17 protein-coding genes and 1 pseudogene are annotated in these 20,075 nt (G+C 41.6%); all 18 read left to right on the top strand.

What is annotated here, in order from left to right; translation table 11 throughout:
* Positions 1-209: 209 nt before the first annotated feature.
* The 18 genes and pseudogenes from aroA to glpO all read left to right on the top strand — a co-directional run bounded on the left by aroA (position 210) and on the right by glpO (position 20,027).
* Positions 210-1,493 carry a 3-phosphoshikimate 1-carboxyvinyltransferase gene (aroA, locus tag FZ941_RS01990; RefSeq protein ID WP_148886643.1) on the top strand — a complete coding sequence of 428 codons (1,284 nt, stop codon included), beginning with the start codon at positions 210-212 and terminating at the stop codon, positions 1,491-1,493.
* Positions 1,486-1,962, top strand: coding sequence for a shikimate kinase (locus FZ941_RS01985; RefSeq protein WP_148886642.1), 477 nt, complete (start codon positions 1,486-1,488; stop codon positions 1,960-1,962). The genes aroA and FZ941_RS01985 overlap by 8 nt, the downstream gene beginning before the upstream one ends.
* On the top strand, positions 1,959-2,807 hold the full coding sequence (pheA, locus tag FZ941_RS01980) for a prephenate dehydratase (RefSeq protein ID WP_148886641.1): 849 nt from the start codon (positions 1,959-1,961) through the stop codon (positions 2,805-2,807). Before FZ941_RS01985 ends, pheA begins: the two co-directional genes overlap by 4 nt.
* On the top strand, positions 2,804-4,141 hold the full coding sequence (locus tag FZ941_RS01975; RefSeq protein WP_148886640.1) for an LCP family protein: 1,338 nt from the start codon (positions 2,804-2,806) through the stop codon (positions 4,139-4,141). The genes pheA and FZ941_RS01975 overlap by 4 nt, the downstream gene beginning before the upstream one ends.
* 183 nt (positions 4,142-4,324) lie before the next feature.
* Positions 4,325-5,680: a 23S rRNA (uracil(1939)-C(5))-methyltransferase RlmD gene (rlmD, locus tag FZ941_RS01970; protein WP_148886639.1), complete on the top strand. Its 1,356-nt coding sequence runs from the start codon at positions 4,325-4,327 to the stop codon at positions 5,678-5,680.
* Between the two features lie 331 nt (positions 5,681-6,011).
* Positions 6,012-7,340, top strand: a pseudogene (locus FZ941_RS01965) (terminase large subunit); the annotation flags it as partial.
* A 106-nt stretch (positions 7,341-7,446) separates the two neighbouring features.
* On the top strand, positions 7,447-7,935 hold the full coding sequence (locus tag FZ941_RS01960; RefSeq protein ID WP_148886638.1) for a hypothetical protein: 489 nt from the start codon (positions 7,447-7,449) through the stop codon (positions 7,933-7,935).
* A gap of 112 nt (positions 7,936-8,047) precedes the next feature.
* A complete protein-coding gene (locus FZ941_RS01955) occupies positions 8,048-9,334 on the top strand; it encodes a phage portal protein (RefSeq protein WP_148886637.1) in 1,287 nt (428 codons plus the stop codon).
* Positions 9,335-9,546: 212 nt separating this feature from the next.
* Positions 9,547-9,921, top strand: coding sequence for a hypothetical protein (locus FZ941_RS01945; RefSeq protein WP_148886636.1), 375 nt, complete (start codon positions 9,547-9,549; stop codon positions 9,919-9,921).
* Between the two features lie 241 nt (positions 9,922-10,162).
* Positions 10,163-11,929, top strand: coding sequence for a glycoside hydrolase family 13 protein (locus FZ941_RS01940; protein WP_125381746.1), 1,767 nt, complete (start codon positions 10,163-10,165; stop codon positions 11,927-11,929).
* A gap of 156 nt (positions 11,930-12,085) precedes the next feature.
* Positions 12,086-12,397 (top strand): hypothetical protein, encoded by a 312-nt coding sequence (locus tag FZ941_RS01935; protein ID WP_048763436.1) that lies wholly within the window; start codon positions 12,086-12,088, stop codon positions 12,395-12,397.
* A 242-nt stretch (positions 12,398-12,639) separates the two neighbouring features.
* On the top strand, positions 12,640-13,527 hold the full coding sequence (locus FZ941_RS01930; RefSeq protein WP_148886635.1) for a DUF4300 family protein: 888 nt from the start codon (positions 12,640-12,642) through the stop codon (positions 13,525-13,527).
* Between the two features lie 32 nt (positions 13,528-13,559).
* Positions 13,560-13,736: a hypothetical protein gene (locus FZ941_RS10590; RefSeq protein ID WP_187418366.1), complete on the top strand. Its 177-nt coding sequence runs from the start codon at positions 13,560-13,562 to the stop codon at positions 13,734-13,736.
* Between the two features lie 8 nt (positions 13,737-13,744).
* Positions 13,745-14,200: a hypothetical protein gene (locus FZ941_RS01925; protein WP_148886634.1), complete on the top strand. Its 456-nt coding sequence runs from the start codon at positions 13,745-13,747 to the stop codon at positions 14,198-14,200.
* Positions 14,201-14,334: 134 nt separating this feature from the next.
* Entirely contained in the window at positions 14,335-14,847 is a 513-nt protein-coding gene (locus FZ941_RS01920) for a DUF6630 family protein (RefSeq protein ID WP_148886633.1), read from the top strand.
* Positions 14,848-15,039: 192 nt separating this feature from the next.
* Positions 15,040-16,467: a helix-turn-helix domain-containing protein gene (locus FZ941_RS01915; protein WP_148886632.1), complete on the top strand. Its 1,428-nt coding sequence runs from the start codon at positions 15,040-15,042 to the stop codon at positions 16,465-16,467.
* A 157-nt stretch (positions 16,468-16,624) separates the two neighbouring features.
* Complete coding sequence (glpK, locus tag FZ941_RS01910) at positions 16,625-18,133, top strand: glycerol kinase GlpK (RefSeq protein ID WP_125381751.1); 1,509 nt, start codon at positions 16,625-16,627, stop codon at positions 18,131-18,133.
* Between the two features lie 67 nt (positions 18,134-18,200).
* On the top strand, positions 18,201-20,027 hold the full coding sequence (gene glpO, locus FZ941_RS01905) for a type 1 glycerol-3-phosphate oxidase (protein ID WP_148886631.1): 1,827 nt from the start codon (positions 18,201-18,203) through the stop codon (positions 20,025-20,027).
* Positions 20,028-20,075 lie beyond the last annotated feature (48 nt).

Here is a 20,075-nt window from a genome sequence, read left to right as displayed (position 1 = left end):
GCTAAATCAGAGATTGACTAGAGCAAGAGTCTAGCACTCTCGTGGTTTTGACAAGGAATAAAGGGAGGCTGAGAGATGATTGTCGCAGCCTCTTTTATCATGTAGAAAAGGCAAAAAAGACTATGGAGTGGGAATGAATACAATAAATTTTTAGAAAATTGCTATTTTTATGATAAAATAGAAGTTAGTAGCAATTGAAAGGGGCATCTATGAAGTTAAGAACAAAGGCAAAAGGTTTGAATGGTCGTATCCGTGTACCGGGCGACAAATCAATCAGTCACCGTTCGATTATGTTCGGGAGCTTGGCCAAGGGCCTTACAGTGGTTCACGATATTTTGAGAGGTGAAGATGTCCTTTCTACAATGCAAGTATTTCGTGATTTAGGCGTCAAGATTGAAGACGACGGAAAGACTGTCAAGATCCATGGTGTTGGTTTTGATGTCCTCAAGGCGCCGCACAATAAATTAGATATGGGCAATTCAGGAACCTCTATCCGCTTGATTTCGGGTGTCTTGGCCGGTCAGGATTTTGCAGCAGAGATGTTTGGGGATGATAGTTTGTCCAAACGTCCGATGGATCGGGTAACCCTGCCCCTTAGTCAAATGGGTGTGGACATTTGGGGGCAGACAGAACGAGATTTACCGCCACTTCACATCCATGGCAGAAAAGATTTAAAGCCTATCCATTACCAGCTGCCAGTGGCTTCCGCTCAAGTTAAATCAGCCTTGATTTTTGCAGCTTTACAGGCTCAAGGCGAGTCAGTCATTATTGAAAAGGAAATTACCCGTAACCATACAGAGGATATGATTGTTCAATTTGGTGGTCAAATTGAGGTCAAGGGCAAGGAAATCCGTGTTCAGGGTGGTCAGACCTTTACAGGGCAAGAAGTGAGAGTGCCTGGTGATATTTCCAGTGCAGCCTTCTGGCTGGTTGCAGGCTTGATTCTGCCCCATTCCAAAATCGTTCTTGAAAATGTTGGAATCAATGAAACTCGGACGGGGATTCTTGATGTTATCAAGGCAATGGGCGGTAAGATGACCCTTTCTAATATAGATGAGGTAGCCAAATCCGCCACGATTACTGTTGAGACTTCTGAGCTGAAGGGAACGGAGATTGGCGGAGAGATTATTCCGCGCTTGATAGACGAGCTTCCGATTATTGCCCTTTTAGCCACCCAAGCTGAGGGCGGAACGGTGATCCGAGATGCCGAGGAGTTAAAGGTCAAAGAAACCGATCGGATTCAGGTTGTCGCAGATGCTTTAAATAGCATGGGAGCAGCCATTACTCCCACAGCAGATGGCATGATTATCGATGGAAAAACGCCTCTTCATGGTGCAACCATTAATACGTTTGGTGATCATCGTATAGGAATGATGGCAGCCATTGCGGCTCTGTTAGTTTCGGATGGAGAGGTGGAGCTGGAGCGGGCAGAGGCTATCAATACCAGCTATCCAAGCTTCTTCTCAGACTTGGAGGGCTTAGTGAATGGCTAAGATTTTACTTGGATTCATGGGAGCGGGAAAATCAACGATTGCGAGAGCCTTGTCAGCAGATTTTCTGGATATGGATGAGCTGATTGTCCAAAAAATCGGCATGTCCATCCAAGAGTATTTTACTCAATATGGTGAACCAGCCTTTCGGAAAATTGAAGCTGAAGTCTTGGCTGAGTGTATCCAGCAGGATGTCGTGCTTTCTACGGGAGGCGGTGTCGTCTTGAGCCCCCAAAACCGTGAATTATTAGCCGAAAATGTCCAAAATATTTATCTGAAAGCTGACTTTGAGACCCTCTTTCGTCGGATTGAGCAAGATCAGGAAAATCAGCGCCCCTTGTATCTGACCAAGAGCAAGGCAGATTTGCAGGAGATTTTTGAACAACGGCAGGCTCTCTATGAGGCGGTCGCGACACAGACAATTGACGTGGTAGGAAAAACGCCACAAGAAATTATTGAGGAAATTCAATGAGAGTAGCATTTTTAGGACCCAAGGGCTCCTTTTCCCATCATGTTGCCCAAGAAGCCTTTCCCCAAGCAGACTTGGTGCCTTATCAAAACATCACAGAAGTGATGAAGGCTTATGAAGGGAAAGAGGTAGATTATTCGGTTGTTCCTGTGGAAAATTCGATTGAAGGAAGCGTCCATGAGACCTTGGATTATCTTTTCCATCAAGCTGAGATTCAAGCAGTGGCAGAGATTGTTCAGCCCATTAAGCAGCAGTTATTGGCGACTAGCCTAGATAAGCCCATTGAGAAGGTCTTTTCTCATCCTCAGGCGCTTGCTCAGGGGAAGGGATATATTCGCCAGCATTATCCAGAAGCAGCGATTGAAATTACAGCTAGTACAGCCTATGCGGCTCGTTTTGTGGCTGAGCATCCTGACCAACCTTTCGCCGCTATTGCGCCGCGGACTGCAGCAGTCGAGTATGGTCTGCAAGTGGTGGCCCAAGATATTCAGGAAATGGAGGAAAATTTTACTCGTTTCTGGATTTTAGGACAGACCACTCCCACTCTTAGGCTTGAAAAGCAAGAGGAAAAACAGAGTTTGGCTTTGACTTTGCCAGACAATCTGCCCGGTGCCTTGTATAAGGCCTTATCAACATTTGCTTGGCGTGGCATTGACCTGACAAAAATTGAAAGCCGCCCTCTTAAAACAGCCCTAGGGGAATATTTCTTTATTATTGATATTGATAATGAACGGAAAGAATTAGTGGATTTTGCTTACCAAGAGCTTGCTACACTTGGTATCACCTTTAAAATTCTAGGCAGTTATCCCGTTTTTCAAATTCAGGATTATAGATTGGAGCAGAGATGAGAGAAACAGAAAATCTGAGTCGACACGAGCAGTTAAGGCTGGATTATCTCCATACAAACTATTACTATCTTAACGAACATGAAAAAGAGGAGTATAATTACCTCCGCCAAAAGTCGAAAGGACGGTCAGATGTTGCGCAAAAGCCGTCTACCAAGCAGACCGTGCAGGCTTCTCCAGAGGATTCGAAGACGGACTCATCCGGCTTGTTACCCAAATACCCGGGTAAAGGCTCTCTTAGCAGAAGCCAAAAGAATTCCCGCAATTCTTTAAAGCAAGAAGCGAAAAAATCAACTCAGAAACCTCCGAGAACCTACAAAAAAATTCGTCCTAAGCGCGTGCTGATGTGGCTCCTTATTTTTGTGCTTTTGGTTGTTTCTGGCATGCTCTTTATGTTTTTCAAAGGCTTAAATACAGCGAGACCAGGAAATCTTAAAGCAGCTGATGTTGAGTACTTTGATGGGCATGATGCTCGAGATGGAATCAACATTCTTGTTTTAGGAACAGACGGCCGAATTGGAGAAAATTCAACGGAGACTCGGACCGATTCAATCATGGTCTTGAACGTTGGCAATAAAGACCATAAAATGAAGTTGGTCAGCTTTATGCGTGATACCTTGATTCATATTGACGGTGTCAGCAATTCCTACACGGAGCCTACGGATGATGATTATTATGATCAAAAATTGAACTCCGCCTATACTTTTGGTGAACAAGACAATCATCGTGGAGCTGAGGCAGTTCGTCAAGCTTTGAAAGATAACTTCGATATTGACATTAAATACTATGCTCTAGTGGACTTTAACACCTTTGCGACTGCAATTGACACCCTCTTTCCAAATGGTGTATTTATGGATGCTAAATTTTCGACCATTGATGGCGAAAAGGTCACAGAAGTGGAAGTTCCAGATGATTTGAACATGAAGGATGGAGTGGTTCCTACTCAAACCATCAAGGTTGGTCGTCAGCACATGGACGGGCGAACGCTCTTAAACTATGCCCGCTTCCGTAAGGACGATGAGGGTGACTTTGGACGTACACGTCGCCAGCAAGAAGTTCTGACTGCTATCATGCAGCAGATAAAAGACCCTACCAAGCTTTTTACAGGATCTGAAGCATTAGGAAAAGTTTTTGCCTTGACCTCGACCAATGTACCTCAGAGTTTTATTTGGTCACAAGGCTTATCCTTGGTGCTTGATTCACGCAATGGGATAGAGCGCCTCACTATACCAGAACTAGGCGACTGGACGGATACCTATGATATGTATGGTGGACAAGGACTCTTGATTGATTTTGAAGCCTATAAAGAAAGATTGAAACAAATGGGATTAAGATAGGGCTCTTATGATATAATGGGAAGTGGCAGATTTTGTCTCTTCCTTTTCTTTTTGGGAAAATAGCAGAGCAGAAATGTGAACATATTTTCCAATAGGAAGAAAGAAATAAACAGTAGAAAATCCTGTGATTCCCTGCTTTAGTATCATTGCAGTTGAGCGCAGGATTGATTAGAAAGTAAAGAAATGTTAAAAAAGAACGATATTATTGAAGTAGAAATTGTAGATCTGAGTCATGAGGGAGCAGGTGTGGCCAAGGTAGACGGCCGTGTCTTTTTCATTGAAAATGCCCTGCCGGGTGAAGTGATCCGCATGCGCGTCCTCAAGGTCAATAAAAAAATCGGCTTTGGCCGAGTTGAGGAGTTTTTGAAGAAGTCTGATCAGCGCAATGAGCATGTCGATTTGGCCTATCTGCGGACTGGAATTGCTGATTTAGGGCACTTGTCCTACCCAGCCCAGCTAGCTTTTAAAGGCAAGCAAGTGCAGGACTGTCTTTATAAAATCGCTGGTATTTCGGATGTGGAAGTGCTGGAGACACTGGGCATGGATCATCCACTGGCCTACCGTAATAAAGCTCAAGTGCCAGTTCGTCGTGTCAATGGCCAACTAGAAACGGGCTTTTTCCGAAAAAATTCCCATGACCTCCTGCCGATTGAGGATTTTTACATTCAGGATCCAGTTATCGACCAAGTCATCGTTTTTGTACGTGACTTGCTGCGTCGTTTCGACCTCAAGCCTTACGATGAAAAGGAAGGTACTGGCCTGATTCGCAATCTGGTTGTCCGTCGCGGCCATTATTCTGGTGAAATCATGGTGATTTTGGTGACCAGTCGGCCTAAGATTTTCCGAGTGGATCAGCTAATTGAGCGTTTGATAGAGGCCTTCCCAGCTATCAAGTCCATCATGCAAAATATCAACGACCAGTCGGGCAATGCCATTTTCGGACGAGAATTCCGGACTCTCTACGGCCAAGACTTTATCACTGACAGCATGCTGGGCAAGCAGTTCCAGATTGCTGCGCCAGCTTTTTACCAAGTCAATACCGAGATGGCAGAGAAGCTTTATCAGACGGCCTTCGACTTTGCTGATTTTAAAAAAGAGGATATTGTGCTAGATGCCTACTCGGGCATTGGCACCATTGGTCTGTCGCTGGCTGACCGAGTTCAGCAGGTCTATGGAGTCGAGGTCATTCCTGAGGCTGTGGAAAATAGTCAGCGAAACGCAGAGCTCAACGGTATCACCAATGCCAGCTATGTTTGCGCCCCTGCAGAAAAAGCCATCCAAACTTGGCTGGATCAGGGAATCAAGGCAGATGTCATCCTAGTCGATCCGCCGCGAAAGGGCCTGACAGAAAGCTTTATCACTTCTAGTGTCAGCATGGAGCCCCAGCGGATTGTCTATATCTCCTGCAATCCTGCCACCATGGCGCGTGATATCAAACTCTATCAAGAGCTAGGCTACGAACTAAAGAAAATCCAGCCAGTTGACCTCTTTCCGCAGACGCATCACGTGGAGTGTGTAGCTTTGCTGGTAAAAGCGTAAAAACCTTGTAACGAAAGGGATAATCAAAAGCCTTGATTGCAAGGCTTTTTGTATTGAGGTGGGGAAGTATCAGCGTGAGAATACAAGTTGAGTATCTTGATGTGATAGTCTGATAGGCTGTCAATCTATTTCCATAAACCCTAGGGGGTACGGAGTTGTTACCACAGACTAGGCGTTAACGGGAATAAACGTATCCCCTATTAATAAAACTCAAGCAAGGTTTGATCTAGGGAGATAAGTATAAGTTAGATGATACAATTTAATTCAATAAAAGCCTTGAAATTTTAATCTTTCAAGGCTTTTATTTAGGGATGTAGATAGATTTCAAGTTATCGCTCTTTATCTACTTTATGCAGATAATGAAGCTAGTGCAGAAGTTTATGGTGCTGCATGTGACCGAAATCAAGCCTCTATTGTATTCGATGTAGCAAAACAAATGGTAGTAATGAGTCGACCTTTAGAGAAACGTTCAAAAATAATGGGTGCTACGAAACGAATTATCAACTACTCTAATGCAGGTTTCTATCAAGCTTTGTCCGCTGAAACTGGTACAAAACATGGTCTCAACGTTTCAGGACTCGTGTTTGACGAAATTCATGCGCAAACCAATCGCCACCTCTATGATGTCTTAACTAAAGGTTCAGGGGATGCACGAGAACAACCACTATTCTTTATCATTACTACTGCAGGAACAGATAAGAATTCAATTTGTTACGAGTTACACACAAAAGCACTTGATATTTTAAAGGGCAGAAAGAATGATACATCTTTTTATCCTGTCGTTTATGGTTTATCTGATGAAGAGGACTGGAATGACGAAAGTAATTGGTTAAAGGCTAATCCGTCATTAGGTCATACCATTGGATTTGACCGTGTTAGAGAAGCCTATAAACAAGCACTTGATAATCCTGCTGAAGAAAATGTATTCAAGCAACTACGACTAAATATGTGGACAAATGCTACGGTTGCTTGGATTCCTGAACATGTATACAACAAAGGGGATGCACCAATCAATTTTGAAAGTTTGAAAGGTCGTGAGTGTTATGCAGGGCTAGACTTGTCGAGTACATCCGATATCACAGCCTTTGTTTTAGTTTTTCCACCTAGGAATGGATTAGAAAATTACATCATCATACCATATTTCTGGTTACCAAAAGATACTCTTGAACTTCGTTGTCGTAGGGATCATGTTTTGTACGATGTGTGGGAACGGCAAGGTTATCTAAAGACGACAGAGGGTAATGTTGTTCATTATGGATTTATTGAGAAGTTCATTGAGGAATTATCAAAGATATACAATATAAAAGAAATCGCCTATGATAGATGGAATGCAACGCAAATGGTGCAGAATCTAGAAGATATGGGGCTGATGATGATTCCTTTTGGTCAGGGGTACAAGGATATGAGTCCACCGTCAAAGGAATTATTAAAACTCATGATGGAAGGTCGTATCCAACATGGAGGACAACCAGTTCTAAAATGGATGTCGCAAAATGTAGTCATGCGCCAAGACCCTGCAGGTAATATTAAACCAGATAAGGAGAAATCAATTGAAAAAATCGATGGAATTGTTGCTCTTATAATGGGGATTGATAGATGTATTCGACACCAAAATAATGATAGTAGTATCTATGATGAGCGAGGAATACTATATTTTTAAATTAGAGATAAATTTATTTATTTATCTCTTGACTTCGAGCTATTTTCATGATAAAATCTTTTTAGAGATAAAATTAAAAACTATCTCTTAGAAAGAGGGTAACTTTATGATTAAAGATTATAAAAAGTTATCAAGAAAGACTGTCATGGACCTTGGAAAATCTATGATAATAGCCGCATTAGAATCCAAGGGTTATTCAGTTAATTTTGAAGGCCCGTATTTACGAGCTCATCTTAATGATGACGACAATGATTTACTTATCTATTGTGCAAGTAAAGAGTTTTCACGAAAAACAAAACGTGAAACAACTCAATTTAAGGTTGAAGACAGTGCAATTAATAAGTTGAAGAATTATGCTGATGAATCTCAAGATGTTTTTAATTTGTGTATTGCATATTCACTAATCAAGTATCAAATTACAGATCTTGAAGTAGTTATTCTTCCAGTTCAAGCAATTGAAAATAATGCTGAGGTTGGGGGTGTATATTCAAGAAGTAGTGAAAAATATTACTACAACTATGATGCAATAAAAAATGATGAATTGCCTCCTGGTGGGATACTAAGGATTTTGTGGAGTTCATCAGGATTAATGTAAAAAAGCATATTTAATGGCTAACCATTATGAAGTATTACTAAAATTGTTCATTTAATTTTTGGAATACCTTTATTTTGGATAGTCTTTTTTATATTCAAAAACGGAGGATTAGATGGGATTTTTAGATTTTATTGGAAGAAAGAGATCGCGAGATAAACCGCATAATAGTTATGAGGGGCAGGACTTTTCCTATTTTTTTGGACGAACTTCTAGTGGTGAAAATGTCGATGAATTTAAAGCAATGCAGACTACAGCTGTTTATGCTTGTGTACGAATATTAGCCGAAGCTGTCGCATCTCTACCCATTCATATTTACGAAAGAACATCTAATGGGAGGGAGAAAAAATTTGAACACCCTCTTTATTTCCTGCTTCACGATGAACCAAATCCAGAGATGTATTCTTTTGTGTTTCGTGAAACTTTGATGACTCATCTTTTGATATGGGGAAATGCCTATATTCAAATCATAAGGGATAACAGCGGTCAGGTTATCAGTTTGTATCCCTTGTTACCAGATAAAATGTCAGTACACCGTGATGAAAGTGGGAAACTTTACTACAAATATCAACGTCAGACCGAAGAAAATCCAAATTTCAAGGATAAAGGCAGTGTTATTTTAAAACAAGAAGATGTCCTTCACATTCCAGGACTTGGTTTTGATGGATTGATTGGCTATTCTCCCATCGCATTAGCAAAGAACGCAATTGGGATGACTTTGGCTACAGAGAATTACGGAGCATCATTCTTTAAAAATGGTGCAAATTCAGGTGGTGTATTGGAACATCCAGAGATTTTGAAGGATCCAAAAAGAGTACGTGATTCTTGGAATGCGGTTTATAACGGTGTAACAAATGCACATAAAGTCGCAGTTCTAGAAGAAGGGATGAAGTACACTCAAATAGGTATTCCTCCAGAAGAAGCGCAATTCTTACAGACTCGGAAGTTTCAAATCAATGAGATCGCACGTTTGTATAGAATACCACCACATATGATTGGTGATTTAGAAAAATCTTCATTTTCAAATATCGAGCAACAATCACTAGAGTTTGTCAAATATACATTAGACCCTTGGGTAGTTCGTTTAGAACAGGCCTTCAAGAGGTCTCTTTTTTTACCTGAAGAAAAGAAGAAGTACTTTGTTAAGTTCAACGTAGATGGTTTATTACGTGGAGATTATCAAAGTCGTATGAGTGGGTATGCTATTGCAAGACAGAATGGCTGGCTATCTACAAATGATATTCGAGAACTTGAAGATTTAAATCTTTTAACAGATGAAGAAGGAGGAAATCTTTATTTGATTAACGGAAATATGACTAAATTAAAAGATGCTGGTGGTTTTATGACAAAACAAGTAATTGAACAACCTCAAGAAAAACCAAAGGAGGAAGAAGATGCGTAAATTTTGGAGCTTTTCAGACGAAGGGAATATTTAATTCAATATATGATGAGTTACCTGCACCAAAACCAAAGAAAAATAAATATTGACAGAATTCCATTTTGAGTCCTACAAACGCACCGTTATCATCACATATTTTACTGTTGATTTGTAATATATATTTAATAATTTCAAAAGCGTATCGGGAATGTGTTTTATATAGCGTGAGTTGATTTATGTTTTCAATATTGGGTGCAGTATTATTTGGAGTTATAGCAATTATGACAGTTCTTGTTGCTTACGGTCTGCCTTTGGGCGAATATACAATGGGTGGACAACATAAAATCTTACCTAAGAAATTTAGACTTGCGGCAGTCATTTCGGTGGCTATCCAAATTTTTGCCATGATAATTATTTTGCAAGCTGGAGGTATTATTCCCTTGTGGTTGTCTTTCAAGGTTACTAGATTTATTTATTTTTTCTTTGCCGCTTACCTATCTTTGAATACGATTATGAACATGATTTCAAAAAGTAAGAAAGAAAAATATGTAATGACTCCGATTTCACTTATAGCCGGAATATGTTTTTGGATAACAGCATTGCAGATGTAGCATGTAGAAAATGATGTTGAACGCAGATAGTTAATAGCATGAACTTTTACATAGAATTTTAAAGAATATATTGTGTTATGTTTTGGAAAGAACATTATAAGCCTTGTTTTCAAGGCTTTTTACTATGTACCCAAACAACATCTTGCATTCATATTTTTAAAGTGATATACTAGGGCTATGTTTTGAAATCGTTTGCACAAAGTTGAGATAACCTTATAATGAGAAATCTAGGAGAGAAAATATGGAATTGTCAGCTATTTACCACAGACCAGAGTCGGAGTATGCTTATCTTTACAAAGATAAGACAATGCACATTCGCATTCGGACGAAAAGGGGAGATATCGAAAGTATAGCCTTGCACTATGGAGATTCTTTTATCTTTATGGAGGATCATTATGAGGACAGCGAGGAAATGGTCAAAGTAACTTCTGATGCTTTGTTTGATTATTGGCAGGTGGAGATTTCAGTTGGTTACGCGCGACTCCAGTATCTCTTTGAGATTAAGGATAAGCAAGGCCAGAGTATCTTGTATGGCGATAAGGGTTGTGTTGAAAACACGCTAGAAAACCTTCATTATGAAGGAAACGGATTTAAAGTTCCTTATATTCATGAGATTGATGCTTGCCATGTACCTGACTGGGTAGCAGATACGGTTTGGTACCAGATTTTTCCAGAACGCTTTGCAAATGGAAATCCTGAGATTTCACCAGAAGGAGCGCTAGCTTGGGATTCGTCGATCACGCCTAAAAGTGAAGATTTCTTTGGTGGAGATTTACAGGGAATTATTGACCATCTAGATTACTTGCAGGACTTGGGCATTACAGGTCTTTATCTCTGTCCTATCTTTGAATCTCCGAGCAATCACAAGTATAATACGACAGATTACTTTGAGATTGACCGTCATTTTGGAGACAAGGAAACCTTCCGTCAACTGGTGGAGCAAGCCCATCAACGTGGCATGAAGGTGATGCTGGACGCTGTTTTTAACCATATCGGCGACCAATCTCCACAGTGGCAGGATGTCCTCAAACACGGTGAAAATTCTGTTTATAAAGACTGGTTCCATGTTCAAGAGTTCCCAGTGACAAAGGATAAGCTTGCAAATCCAAGAAAGCTCCCTTACCATACCTTTGCTTTTGAGAGCTATATGCCCAAGCTAAATACAGCAAATCCTCAAGTGAGGGACTATTTGTTGAGCGTTGCGACCTACTGGATTGAAGAGTTTGACATCGATGCTTGGCGGCTGGATGTGGCCAACGAAGTCGACCACCAGTTTTGGAGGGATTTCCGTAAGGCTGTCTTGGCTAAAAAGCCTGACCTTTATATTCTTGGAGAAGTCTGGCACACGTCTCAGCCTTGGCTAAATGGTGATGAGTTCCATGCGGTCATGAACTATCCTCTCTCTGACAGTATCAAGGATTATTTCTTGCGTGGGGTTAAGAAGACCGGTCAATTCATTGATGAGATCAATGGTCAGTCTATGTATTATAGACAGCAGATTTCGGAAGTGATGTTTAATCTTCTGGATTCGCACGATACGGAGCGCATTCTAGCCACTGCCAAGGGAGATGTCCAACTCGTTAAATCTGCCCTTGCCTGCCTCTTTTTACAAAGGGGAACACCGTGTTTCTACTATGGAACCGAGCTAGAATTAGACGGAGGGCCAGATCCAGATTGTCGTCGTGTTATGCCTTGGGAACGTGTTTCCAGTGACAATGACATGCTCGATTTCATGAAGAAATTGATTCGGCTTCGTAAGAGTGTTTCAGACATTATCCAGCATGTGAAATACAGTCTAGAAGAGATCAAGCCTGATGTGCTGTCTCTGGAATGGGATTATGATGGTCAAAAGGTCCGAGCAATTTTTAACCAATCAGGAGAAAATTATCTTGTAGAGAGTGATTCTGCAACTCTAGCAAGTCATTGCCAAATATCGGACGGGCAGCTTCATATCTTACCAAAAGGCTTTGTAATCTTTGTGGAAGTCTTGGAAACTGCTGCAAATTAATTTTTGGAAATCTGACTTAAAGACTTTTCAAAGTTATTCAGCTTTCAAAAAATCCAATCTAAAAGCAGCCTGTTCAAGTTATATATTTGTAGTTTTTAGGGCTTAGGTGTATAATGAGTCCTTAGCAAGTAACTTAGTAGAAAAGAGGAATTCAGAATGGAATTAAAAGATTTTACCGAAAAAGAGCAGGAGCAGATCAAAGAGGGTCTTAGTACAGCCGTCATTAGCGATAAGGAAGCGGCAAAAAAGATTTTGGCTCTGGTGCCACAAGAATGGCTTAAGCGAATTCCCTTCCTTGTTAGAGGGCATGCAACGACCAAGACGGTTGAGCGAGTTGCCAAGCAATATCCAGAACTTTACGCTGTGGCTAAGCAAGCAGGGGAACTTCCTGAAAAGGAGCGTGAGGAATTGCGCGCTATCATGACAGCTATTTTTGAAGAAAAGATGAACAAGCACAAGATTAAGTAGACTTACCAGTGTATAGTGATTCATTTTCTTTAAGTTGGCATTTGGAGTTGGGTACTCTACCTTGTTCATTAATTCATAAATTAAAGTGACTGCACTTTTATCAACTGCAGTCATTTTTTATGTCTTAAGGAAGTTTCTATCCAAGATAGATCTTTTCTTTCTGTTTTCCAGTATTTCTTGATATAATAACAAGAGGAATTATTTGAAGATGAATATAGGAAAGATGTAAAAAGGACGAAAGAATGAAGAAAGTAAAAAAGATCATCTTGATGAGTGCTTGCACATTGGCAATTCTTGGCTTAGCTGCATGTGGGAAGGCACAAAAGCAATCAAACGGCGGTCAAGAGAATCCAATAGTTGGTCAGACTAGCTCAGAAAAATACCCATGGAAGGCGACTTATTCAAATCTAAATAGTCAAAAAAGTGTCGAAGAAGTTAAGAGTCTGTTGGCTGCTGACTTGGATAAAGACAGTGTCGATAACTTTGTCAATCTAGTCAATGACTACAATGGACTTGTCGGCTCTACTGGATTAAGGGGCGATTTCACTAACTTTACCAAAACCGAATATGATGTGGAAAAAATCAATCCTCTCTGGCAGGCCAAGAAGGGTGATTTTATCGGGACAAATTGTCGGATTAATACTTACACTTTGCTGAAAAACAGCATCGAAATCCCTCAAATAGCAAAGGATGACGAACTCTTGTTCATAGATAATGACTCGATTGACAAGGGGAAGCTCTTTGATGCCAAGGATAAGGAAGATTTTAATATCCTATTTTCAAGAGTCAAGACCGAAGCAACCCAAGATGTTAAGGTACATGCTAAGAAGATGGAGGAATATTTCAAACAGTTCAAGTTTAACGAAAAGGCTCGGATGCTTTCTGTCATTGTCCACGACAATCTTGACGGTGACTCTCTCTTTGTAGGGCATGTTGGTGTCTTGGTTCCAGATAAAGACGGATATTTATTTATCGAAAAGCTGACCTTTGAAGAGCCTTATCAGGCAATCAAGTTTGCGACCAAGGAAGATGTCTACAAATACTTGCAGACAAAATATAAAGACTACACAGGGGAAGGACTGGCCAAGCCCTTTATCATGGATAATGATAAGTGGGTAGAGGGGAAATAGAATTTCGAGCTAGCTAAGGGAAGGACATAAAAATGGATAAAAAACAGACATATTTTTCGATTGCCCTTACTCTTATCGGTTTTCTACTTGTGGAAGCAAGTATCTATATCATACCCTATATTGAAGGATTGAAAGAATTAGAAATAGCTGTTTTTGTAATTGGAATTCTTACTTTACTAGGTGTCCTCATCTTATTAGCCAAAGACTAAGAGGCATAATGGTTAAAGAGCAGTACTTACAAATAAAAGATTTAGAAATTATTTTATGGGAATTTATTGGTCATAAAATAGAGGAATTGTCCGTCTTCAAAGCATTATCTGAGAATTTGGACTATCTTAATAGAGAAAAGCTAGACATGGTTGATTCATCCGAAATTCATGATAGCGAAGGTCTTACTATTGTAGACTTGCAGCAAAATGGTAGGGAATTGTTTATTCGCTTTGAAATGGACTTTCAACTAATGGGCTGGGCATCTGCTAGAAATGACTATGCAGCCTATATCCAAGCGAGTCTTGTTGGAAGTTGTCGAGTTGACTTGAAGGCAAAGCTTGGTTTTTCTGTCAAGAATGTAAATGTCCTCACTAAAGCTCAATTATTTGAATATGGCGAAAGATTGATTTCGGATTTAGAACTCCACTACCGAGATATTGAAGGTTCTGAACACTATGGATGATGAAACCTTCTTAAACGAACAAGTGATAATTGCCTAAATCATCAGTCCTATGACTAGGATTAGTCGGGATTACAGATAAAAATTTTTTCAATAACGTTAAAAATATGTCCTTATGGACAAGAAAGGAGTCAGTTATGACAAATGAACTGAACAAAGAAATTTTTACCAGCATGGTTGAACTGCTTACAGAGGACAGCTCTGTCCGTTCTGCTATAGAAACTTGTCTTGCCTCACCGTGGGACTACTTTGATGAAAATATCGATCGCTATGACGATCGTGGGATAGAGGACGATGAGTCAGAAGATACCATCGTTTGGATCGGGATTACGGATGAGTTGATTGAGAGTGGTGACGCCATTGAACTGGATTGGAATTCAATATTAGAAGACTTCACCTATTTCATGAAAGAATTGGCAGATCAAAAGAATCTCCCACTGCAAGATGATTGGCTAGATGAAGATGGAGACATTCCATCATGGTGCAAGGTTTTGGATGAAAAATGGGAGGAAGCAGGCTACTGCCTCGGAGCAATGGACATCGACAGTGACAGCTATGTCATTTTTGTCTGTCGCAGGGAGACTTTGACTGAACTGACTCAATTAGGTCAAAAGGTGGGGTTCCGTTTCGATTTTGCAAAGAATATGTAAATATCGTGCTTAAAAGGATGAACCAAGCTTGATTATGCGTAGGGAAGCCTGAGACAGCTGGGAAAAGTATCCCGCTGGTTCAGGTGTCCTTTTTTCGTTCATGCTTAAAAGGATGTAGCAGATGAAGCAGATTGCTTCGTCTTTTTTTCTTTTTGTGTTAAGCTAAGATTAGCAAACTGAAAGGGTTCTCGGATGTATCTAGCAGACTTAATGGAAAAGAGTGAAGCGGGGCAGTTTATTGTCCTGTCTTATTTACAGCAGCATTCTACATCCAGTTTGAAGGCCGTCATGTCAGAAACCGGCTTCTCGAAAGCAACCTTGACAAAGTACATTAGCCTGATTAACGACAAGGCTAGCAAGCATCATGCAGCCTTATCCATCCAGCTTCAAGACGAAACGCTCAGTCTGTCTATCGGACCGGATACCAAGGGACGGGACATTCGCAGACTTTTTTTGGACAATGCTGTCAAATACCAGATTTTAGACTACCTGCTCTACCATCAGCAGTTTTTAGCTCACCAGTTAGCACAAGAACTCATGATTAGCGAAGCGACCCTCGGCCGCCATATAGCTGGTCTAAATCAGATTTTGTCAGAGTTTGAGCTATCTGTCCAAAATGGCCGCTTGAAAGGGCCTGAGCACCAGATCCGCTACTTTTATTTCTGCCTCTTTCGCAAGGTCTGGTCTGGTCAAGATTGGGAAAAAGAACTTCAAAAACCAGAAAGAAGGCAGGAAGTTGCCGTCTTAGAAGAACTCTGTGGAGCTCAGCTCTCTCAAGGGCAGCGATTGGACTTGGCCCTTTGGGCACATATTACCCAACAACGCCTAAGAGTCAATGCCTGTCAATTTCAAAACATTGAACAGAAAATGCAGGGCTATTTTGAGAATATCTTCTACCAGCGCTTGCATCGCCGGACAAATGATTTCTTTGCCGGGCAGCACATCACTCTGAGTCAGGAAGACGGGGAAATGATGATTTTCTTTTCATTTCTGCTTTCCCATCGGATTTTACCCCTGCACACCATGGAGTATATACTGGGCTTTGGCGGTGAAATTGCCAGCCTGATTACGCAACTGATTCAAGAGATGAAGGGCCAGGACTTGCTAGGGGATTACATCGAGGATCAGGTGACCTACGAACTCAGCCAGCTCTGCGCCCGCGTCTTTCTTTTCCGAGGCTACCTCTTGCAAGACAAATACAAGCATGACTTGGAATTGCGCCATCCTTACTTATGGAGCGAAGACGATTATAGACAAGTGGCAGACACTATTTTTAGCAAACTGCCTATTTTCCAGCAGGGAACATCTCTGGATAAAAAGGTGCTGTGGGATTGGCTCCAGCTGATGGAGTACATTGCTGAAAACGACGGTCAAGTCATCAAGATAGGCATGGACTTGATAGATAGCTTTATCGTTGTTTCCAGGATGACGGCCATTTTAAGACGCTATTTAGAGTACAATCGTTTTATTAGCATTGAATCCTACGACCCAGCTAAAACTTATGACCTCATCATCACCAACAATCCCATTCATCAAACCCAGCAGATTCCCGTCTATTATTTAAAAAATGACTTGGATTTGGAAGATTTGGCTCAAATCCGTCACATGATATTTCATTAAGAAACCTGGAGAAATCTAGGTTTCTTTGTGATTTTCGCACAATCTCCTCAGATTTTTTTAAAATTTAAAAAAAGTTGATAAAAAAGAAAGCGTTTTATTTTATATACTAGTTACTGTAGAGGAAACATCCTCAAGATTTTTACCAGGAGGACAGTTCATGTCACAAGAAAAATACATCATGGCCATTGACCAAGGAACTACTAGTTCACGCGCCATCATCTTTAACAAAAAGGGAGAAAAGGTCAGCTCTAGCCAAAAAGAGTTCACTCAGATTTTCCCTCAAGCTGGTTGGGTTGAGCACAATGCCAATGAAATTTGGAACTCTGTTCAATCAGTTATTGCGGGTGCTTTCATCGAAAGTGGTGTGAAACCAAGTCAAATCGAAGCAATCGGGATTACCAACCAACGTGAAACAACTGTCGTCTGGGATAAAAATACAGGTCTTCCTATCTACAATGCTATCGTTTGGCAATCTCGTCAGACAGCTCCTCTGGCTGAACAGCTGAAAAGCCAAGGCTATATAGAAAAATTCCATAAAAAGACTGGTTTGATTATTGACGCTTACTTCTCTGCTACCAAGGTTCGCTGGATTTTGGACCATGTAGAAGGAGCGCAAGAAAGAGCTGAAAAAGGCGAATTGCTCTTTGGTACTATTGATACTTGGTTGGTTTGGAAATTAACTGACGGCGCAGCTCACGTGACCGACTACTCCAATGCAGCCCGTACCATGCTCTATAACATCAAGGACCTCAAATGGGACGATGAGATTTTGGAAATCCTTAACATTCCAAAGGCTATGCTTCCAGAAGTTCGTTCCAACTCAGAAATCTATGGCAAGACTGCTCCATTCCATTTCTACGGCGGAGAAGTACCAATCTCTGGTATGGCTGGTGACCAACAGGCGGCTCTCTTTGGACAGTTAGCTTTTGAGCCTGGCATGGTTAAAAACACTTATGGAACTGGTTCCTTCATCATCATGAATACTGGTGAAGAGATGCAACTGTCTGAAAACAACCTCTTGACAACTATTGGCTACGGTATCAATGGAAAAGTTTACTATGCTTTGGAAGGTTCTATCTTCATTGCCGGAAGTGCTATTCAATGGCTGCGCGATGGTCTTCGAATGGTGGAGAGTTCACCAGAATCTGAAAAATATGCTCTCAATTCTCACAACAATGACGAAGTCTATGTCGTACCTGCCTTTACAGGTCTAGGCGCTCCCTACTGGGATCAAAATGCCCGCGGATCTGTCTTTGGCTTGACCCGCGGAACCAGCAAGGAAGACTTTATCAAGGCTACTCTGCAATCCATCGCTTACCAAGTACGCGACATCATCGATACCATGCAAGTAGATGCTAAGACTGCTATTCAAGTCCTCAAAGTCGACGGCGGTGCTGCTATGAACAACTTCCTTATGCAGTTCCAGGCTGACATCTTGGGAATCGATATCGCCCGTGCTAAAAACTTAGAAACAACGGCTCTCGGTGCAGCCTTCTTGGCAGGATTGTCAGTAGGCTACTGGAAAGACTTAGATGAACTCCGCACCCTCAATGAAACTGGGGAACTCTTTGAGCCGTCTATGAACGAATCTCGCAAGGAACAACTCTACAAAGGATGGAAAAAAGCAGTTAAGGCAACTCAAGTCTTTGCAGAAATCGACGACTGATACTGATTCTTATTTGTTGATGAAGTTAGTAGAAGCATGAAACGACTAAGTTAGAAAGTGTGTAATTATGGAATTTTCAAAGAAAACACGTGAATTATCGATTAAAAAAATGCAGGAACGCACCTTGGACCTCCTGATTATTGGTGGTGGGATTACCGGTGCTGGGGTAGCCTTGCAAGCAGCAGCTAGCGGACTGGAGACCGGTCTGATTGAAATGCAGGACTTTGCAGAAGGGACTTCTAGCCGTTCTACCAAACTGGTTCACGGTGGCCTTCGTTATCTCAAGCAATTCGACGTAGAAGTGGTATCAGATACAGTTTCTGAGCGTGCTGTGGTTCAACAAATTGCTCCTCACATTCCAAAACCAGACCCAATGCTGCTGCCTGTCTATGAAGAAGAAGGCGCTACTTTCAGCCTCTTCCGTCTCAAGGTAGCTATGGACCTCTATGACCTCTTGGCTGGTGTCAACAACACTCCTGCTGCCAACAAGGTCTTGAGCAAGGAAGAAGTCCTAGAACGGGAACCTGAACTCAAGAAGGAAGGCCTGATTGGTGGCGGTGTCTATCTTGACTTCCGTAACAACGACGCACGCCTGGTAATTGAAAACATCAAACGGGCCAACCAAGACGGCGCCCTGATTGCCAACCATGTCAAGGCAGAAGGCTTCCTCTTTGATGAATCTGGAAAGATTACAGGCGTTGTTGCGCGTGACCTCTTGACAGATGAAGTCTTTGAAATCAAGGCTCGCCTAGTTATCAACACAACTGGACCTTGGAGTGATAAGGTACGCAATCTGTCTAATGACGGTGAGCAATACTCACAAATGCGTCCAACCAAGGGTGTTCACTTGGTGGTTGACTCTAGCAAGATCAAGGTTTCTCAGCCAGTTTACTTTGACACAGGCTTAGGTGATGGCCGGATGGTCTTTGTTCTTCCACGTGAAAACAAAACCTACTTTGGTACGACAGATACTGACTACACTGGTGACCTAGAGTATCCAAAAGTAACACAAGAAGATGTGGATTACCTCTTGGGTATTGTCAATAATCGCTTCCCTGAAGCAAACATCACAATTGACGACATCGAAAGTAGCTGGGCGGGCCTGCGTCCTCTCATTGCAGGAAACAGCGCTTCTGACTACAATGGCGGAAATAACGGTACAATCAGCGATGAAAGCTTTAACGCTCTTATTGCGACTGTTGAAAGCTATCTAGCTAAAGAAAAATCGCGTGAAGATGTTGAGTCTGCTGTCAGCAAGCTTGAAAGCAGTACATCCGAGAAACATTTGGATCCATCTGCCGTATCTCGTGGCTCTAGTTTGGATCGCGATGACAACGGTCTCTTGACCCTTGCTGGCGGTAAGATTACGGACTATCGTAAGATGGCTGAAGGCGCTATGGAGCGTGTCGTTGACATCCTCAGAGCAGAATTTGACCGTAGCTTCAAGCTTATCAATTCTAAGACCTACCCTGTTTCAGGTGGAGAGCTCAACCCAGCAAATGTGGATTCCGAAATCGAAGCTTTTGCGCAACTTGGTGTATCACGCGGCTTAGACAGCAAAGAATCCTTCTATCTTGCAAACCTTTACGGCTCCAATGTTCCTAAAGTCTTTGCCCTCGCTCACAGCATCGAGCAAGCGCCAGGACTTAGCCTAGCGGATACCTTGTCACTGCATTATGCGATGCGTAACGAATTGGCACTCAGCCCAGTAGACTTCCTCCTTCGCCGGACAAATCACATGCTCTTTATGCGGGATAGCTTAGACGCTATTGTTGAGCCTGTTCTGGATGAAATGGGACGATTCTACGATTGGACAGAAGAAGAAAAAGCGGCTTATCGCAATGACCTAGAAGCTGCTCTTGCAAATAATGATTTAGCAGAATTGAAAAAATAGAAAATAGAAGAAGAGGTGGCGGATCAGTTCTCCTGTCCAGCCTCCCCT

Source organism: Streptococcus sp. Marseille-P6264 (genome assembly GCF_902460355.1).
GTDB lineage: Bacteria > Bacillota > Bacilli > Lactobacillales > Streptococcaceae > Streptococcus.
The sequence above is the reverse complement of the archived record's forward strand: the minus strand, read 5'-3'. Positions and strand labels throughout refer to the sequence as shown.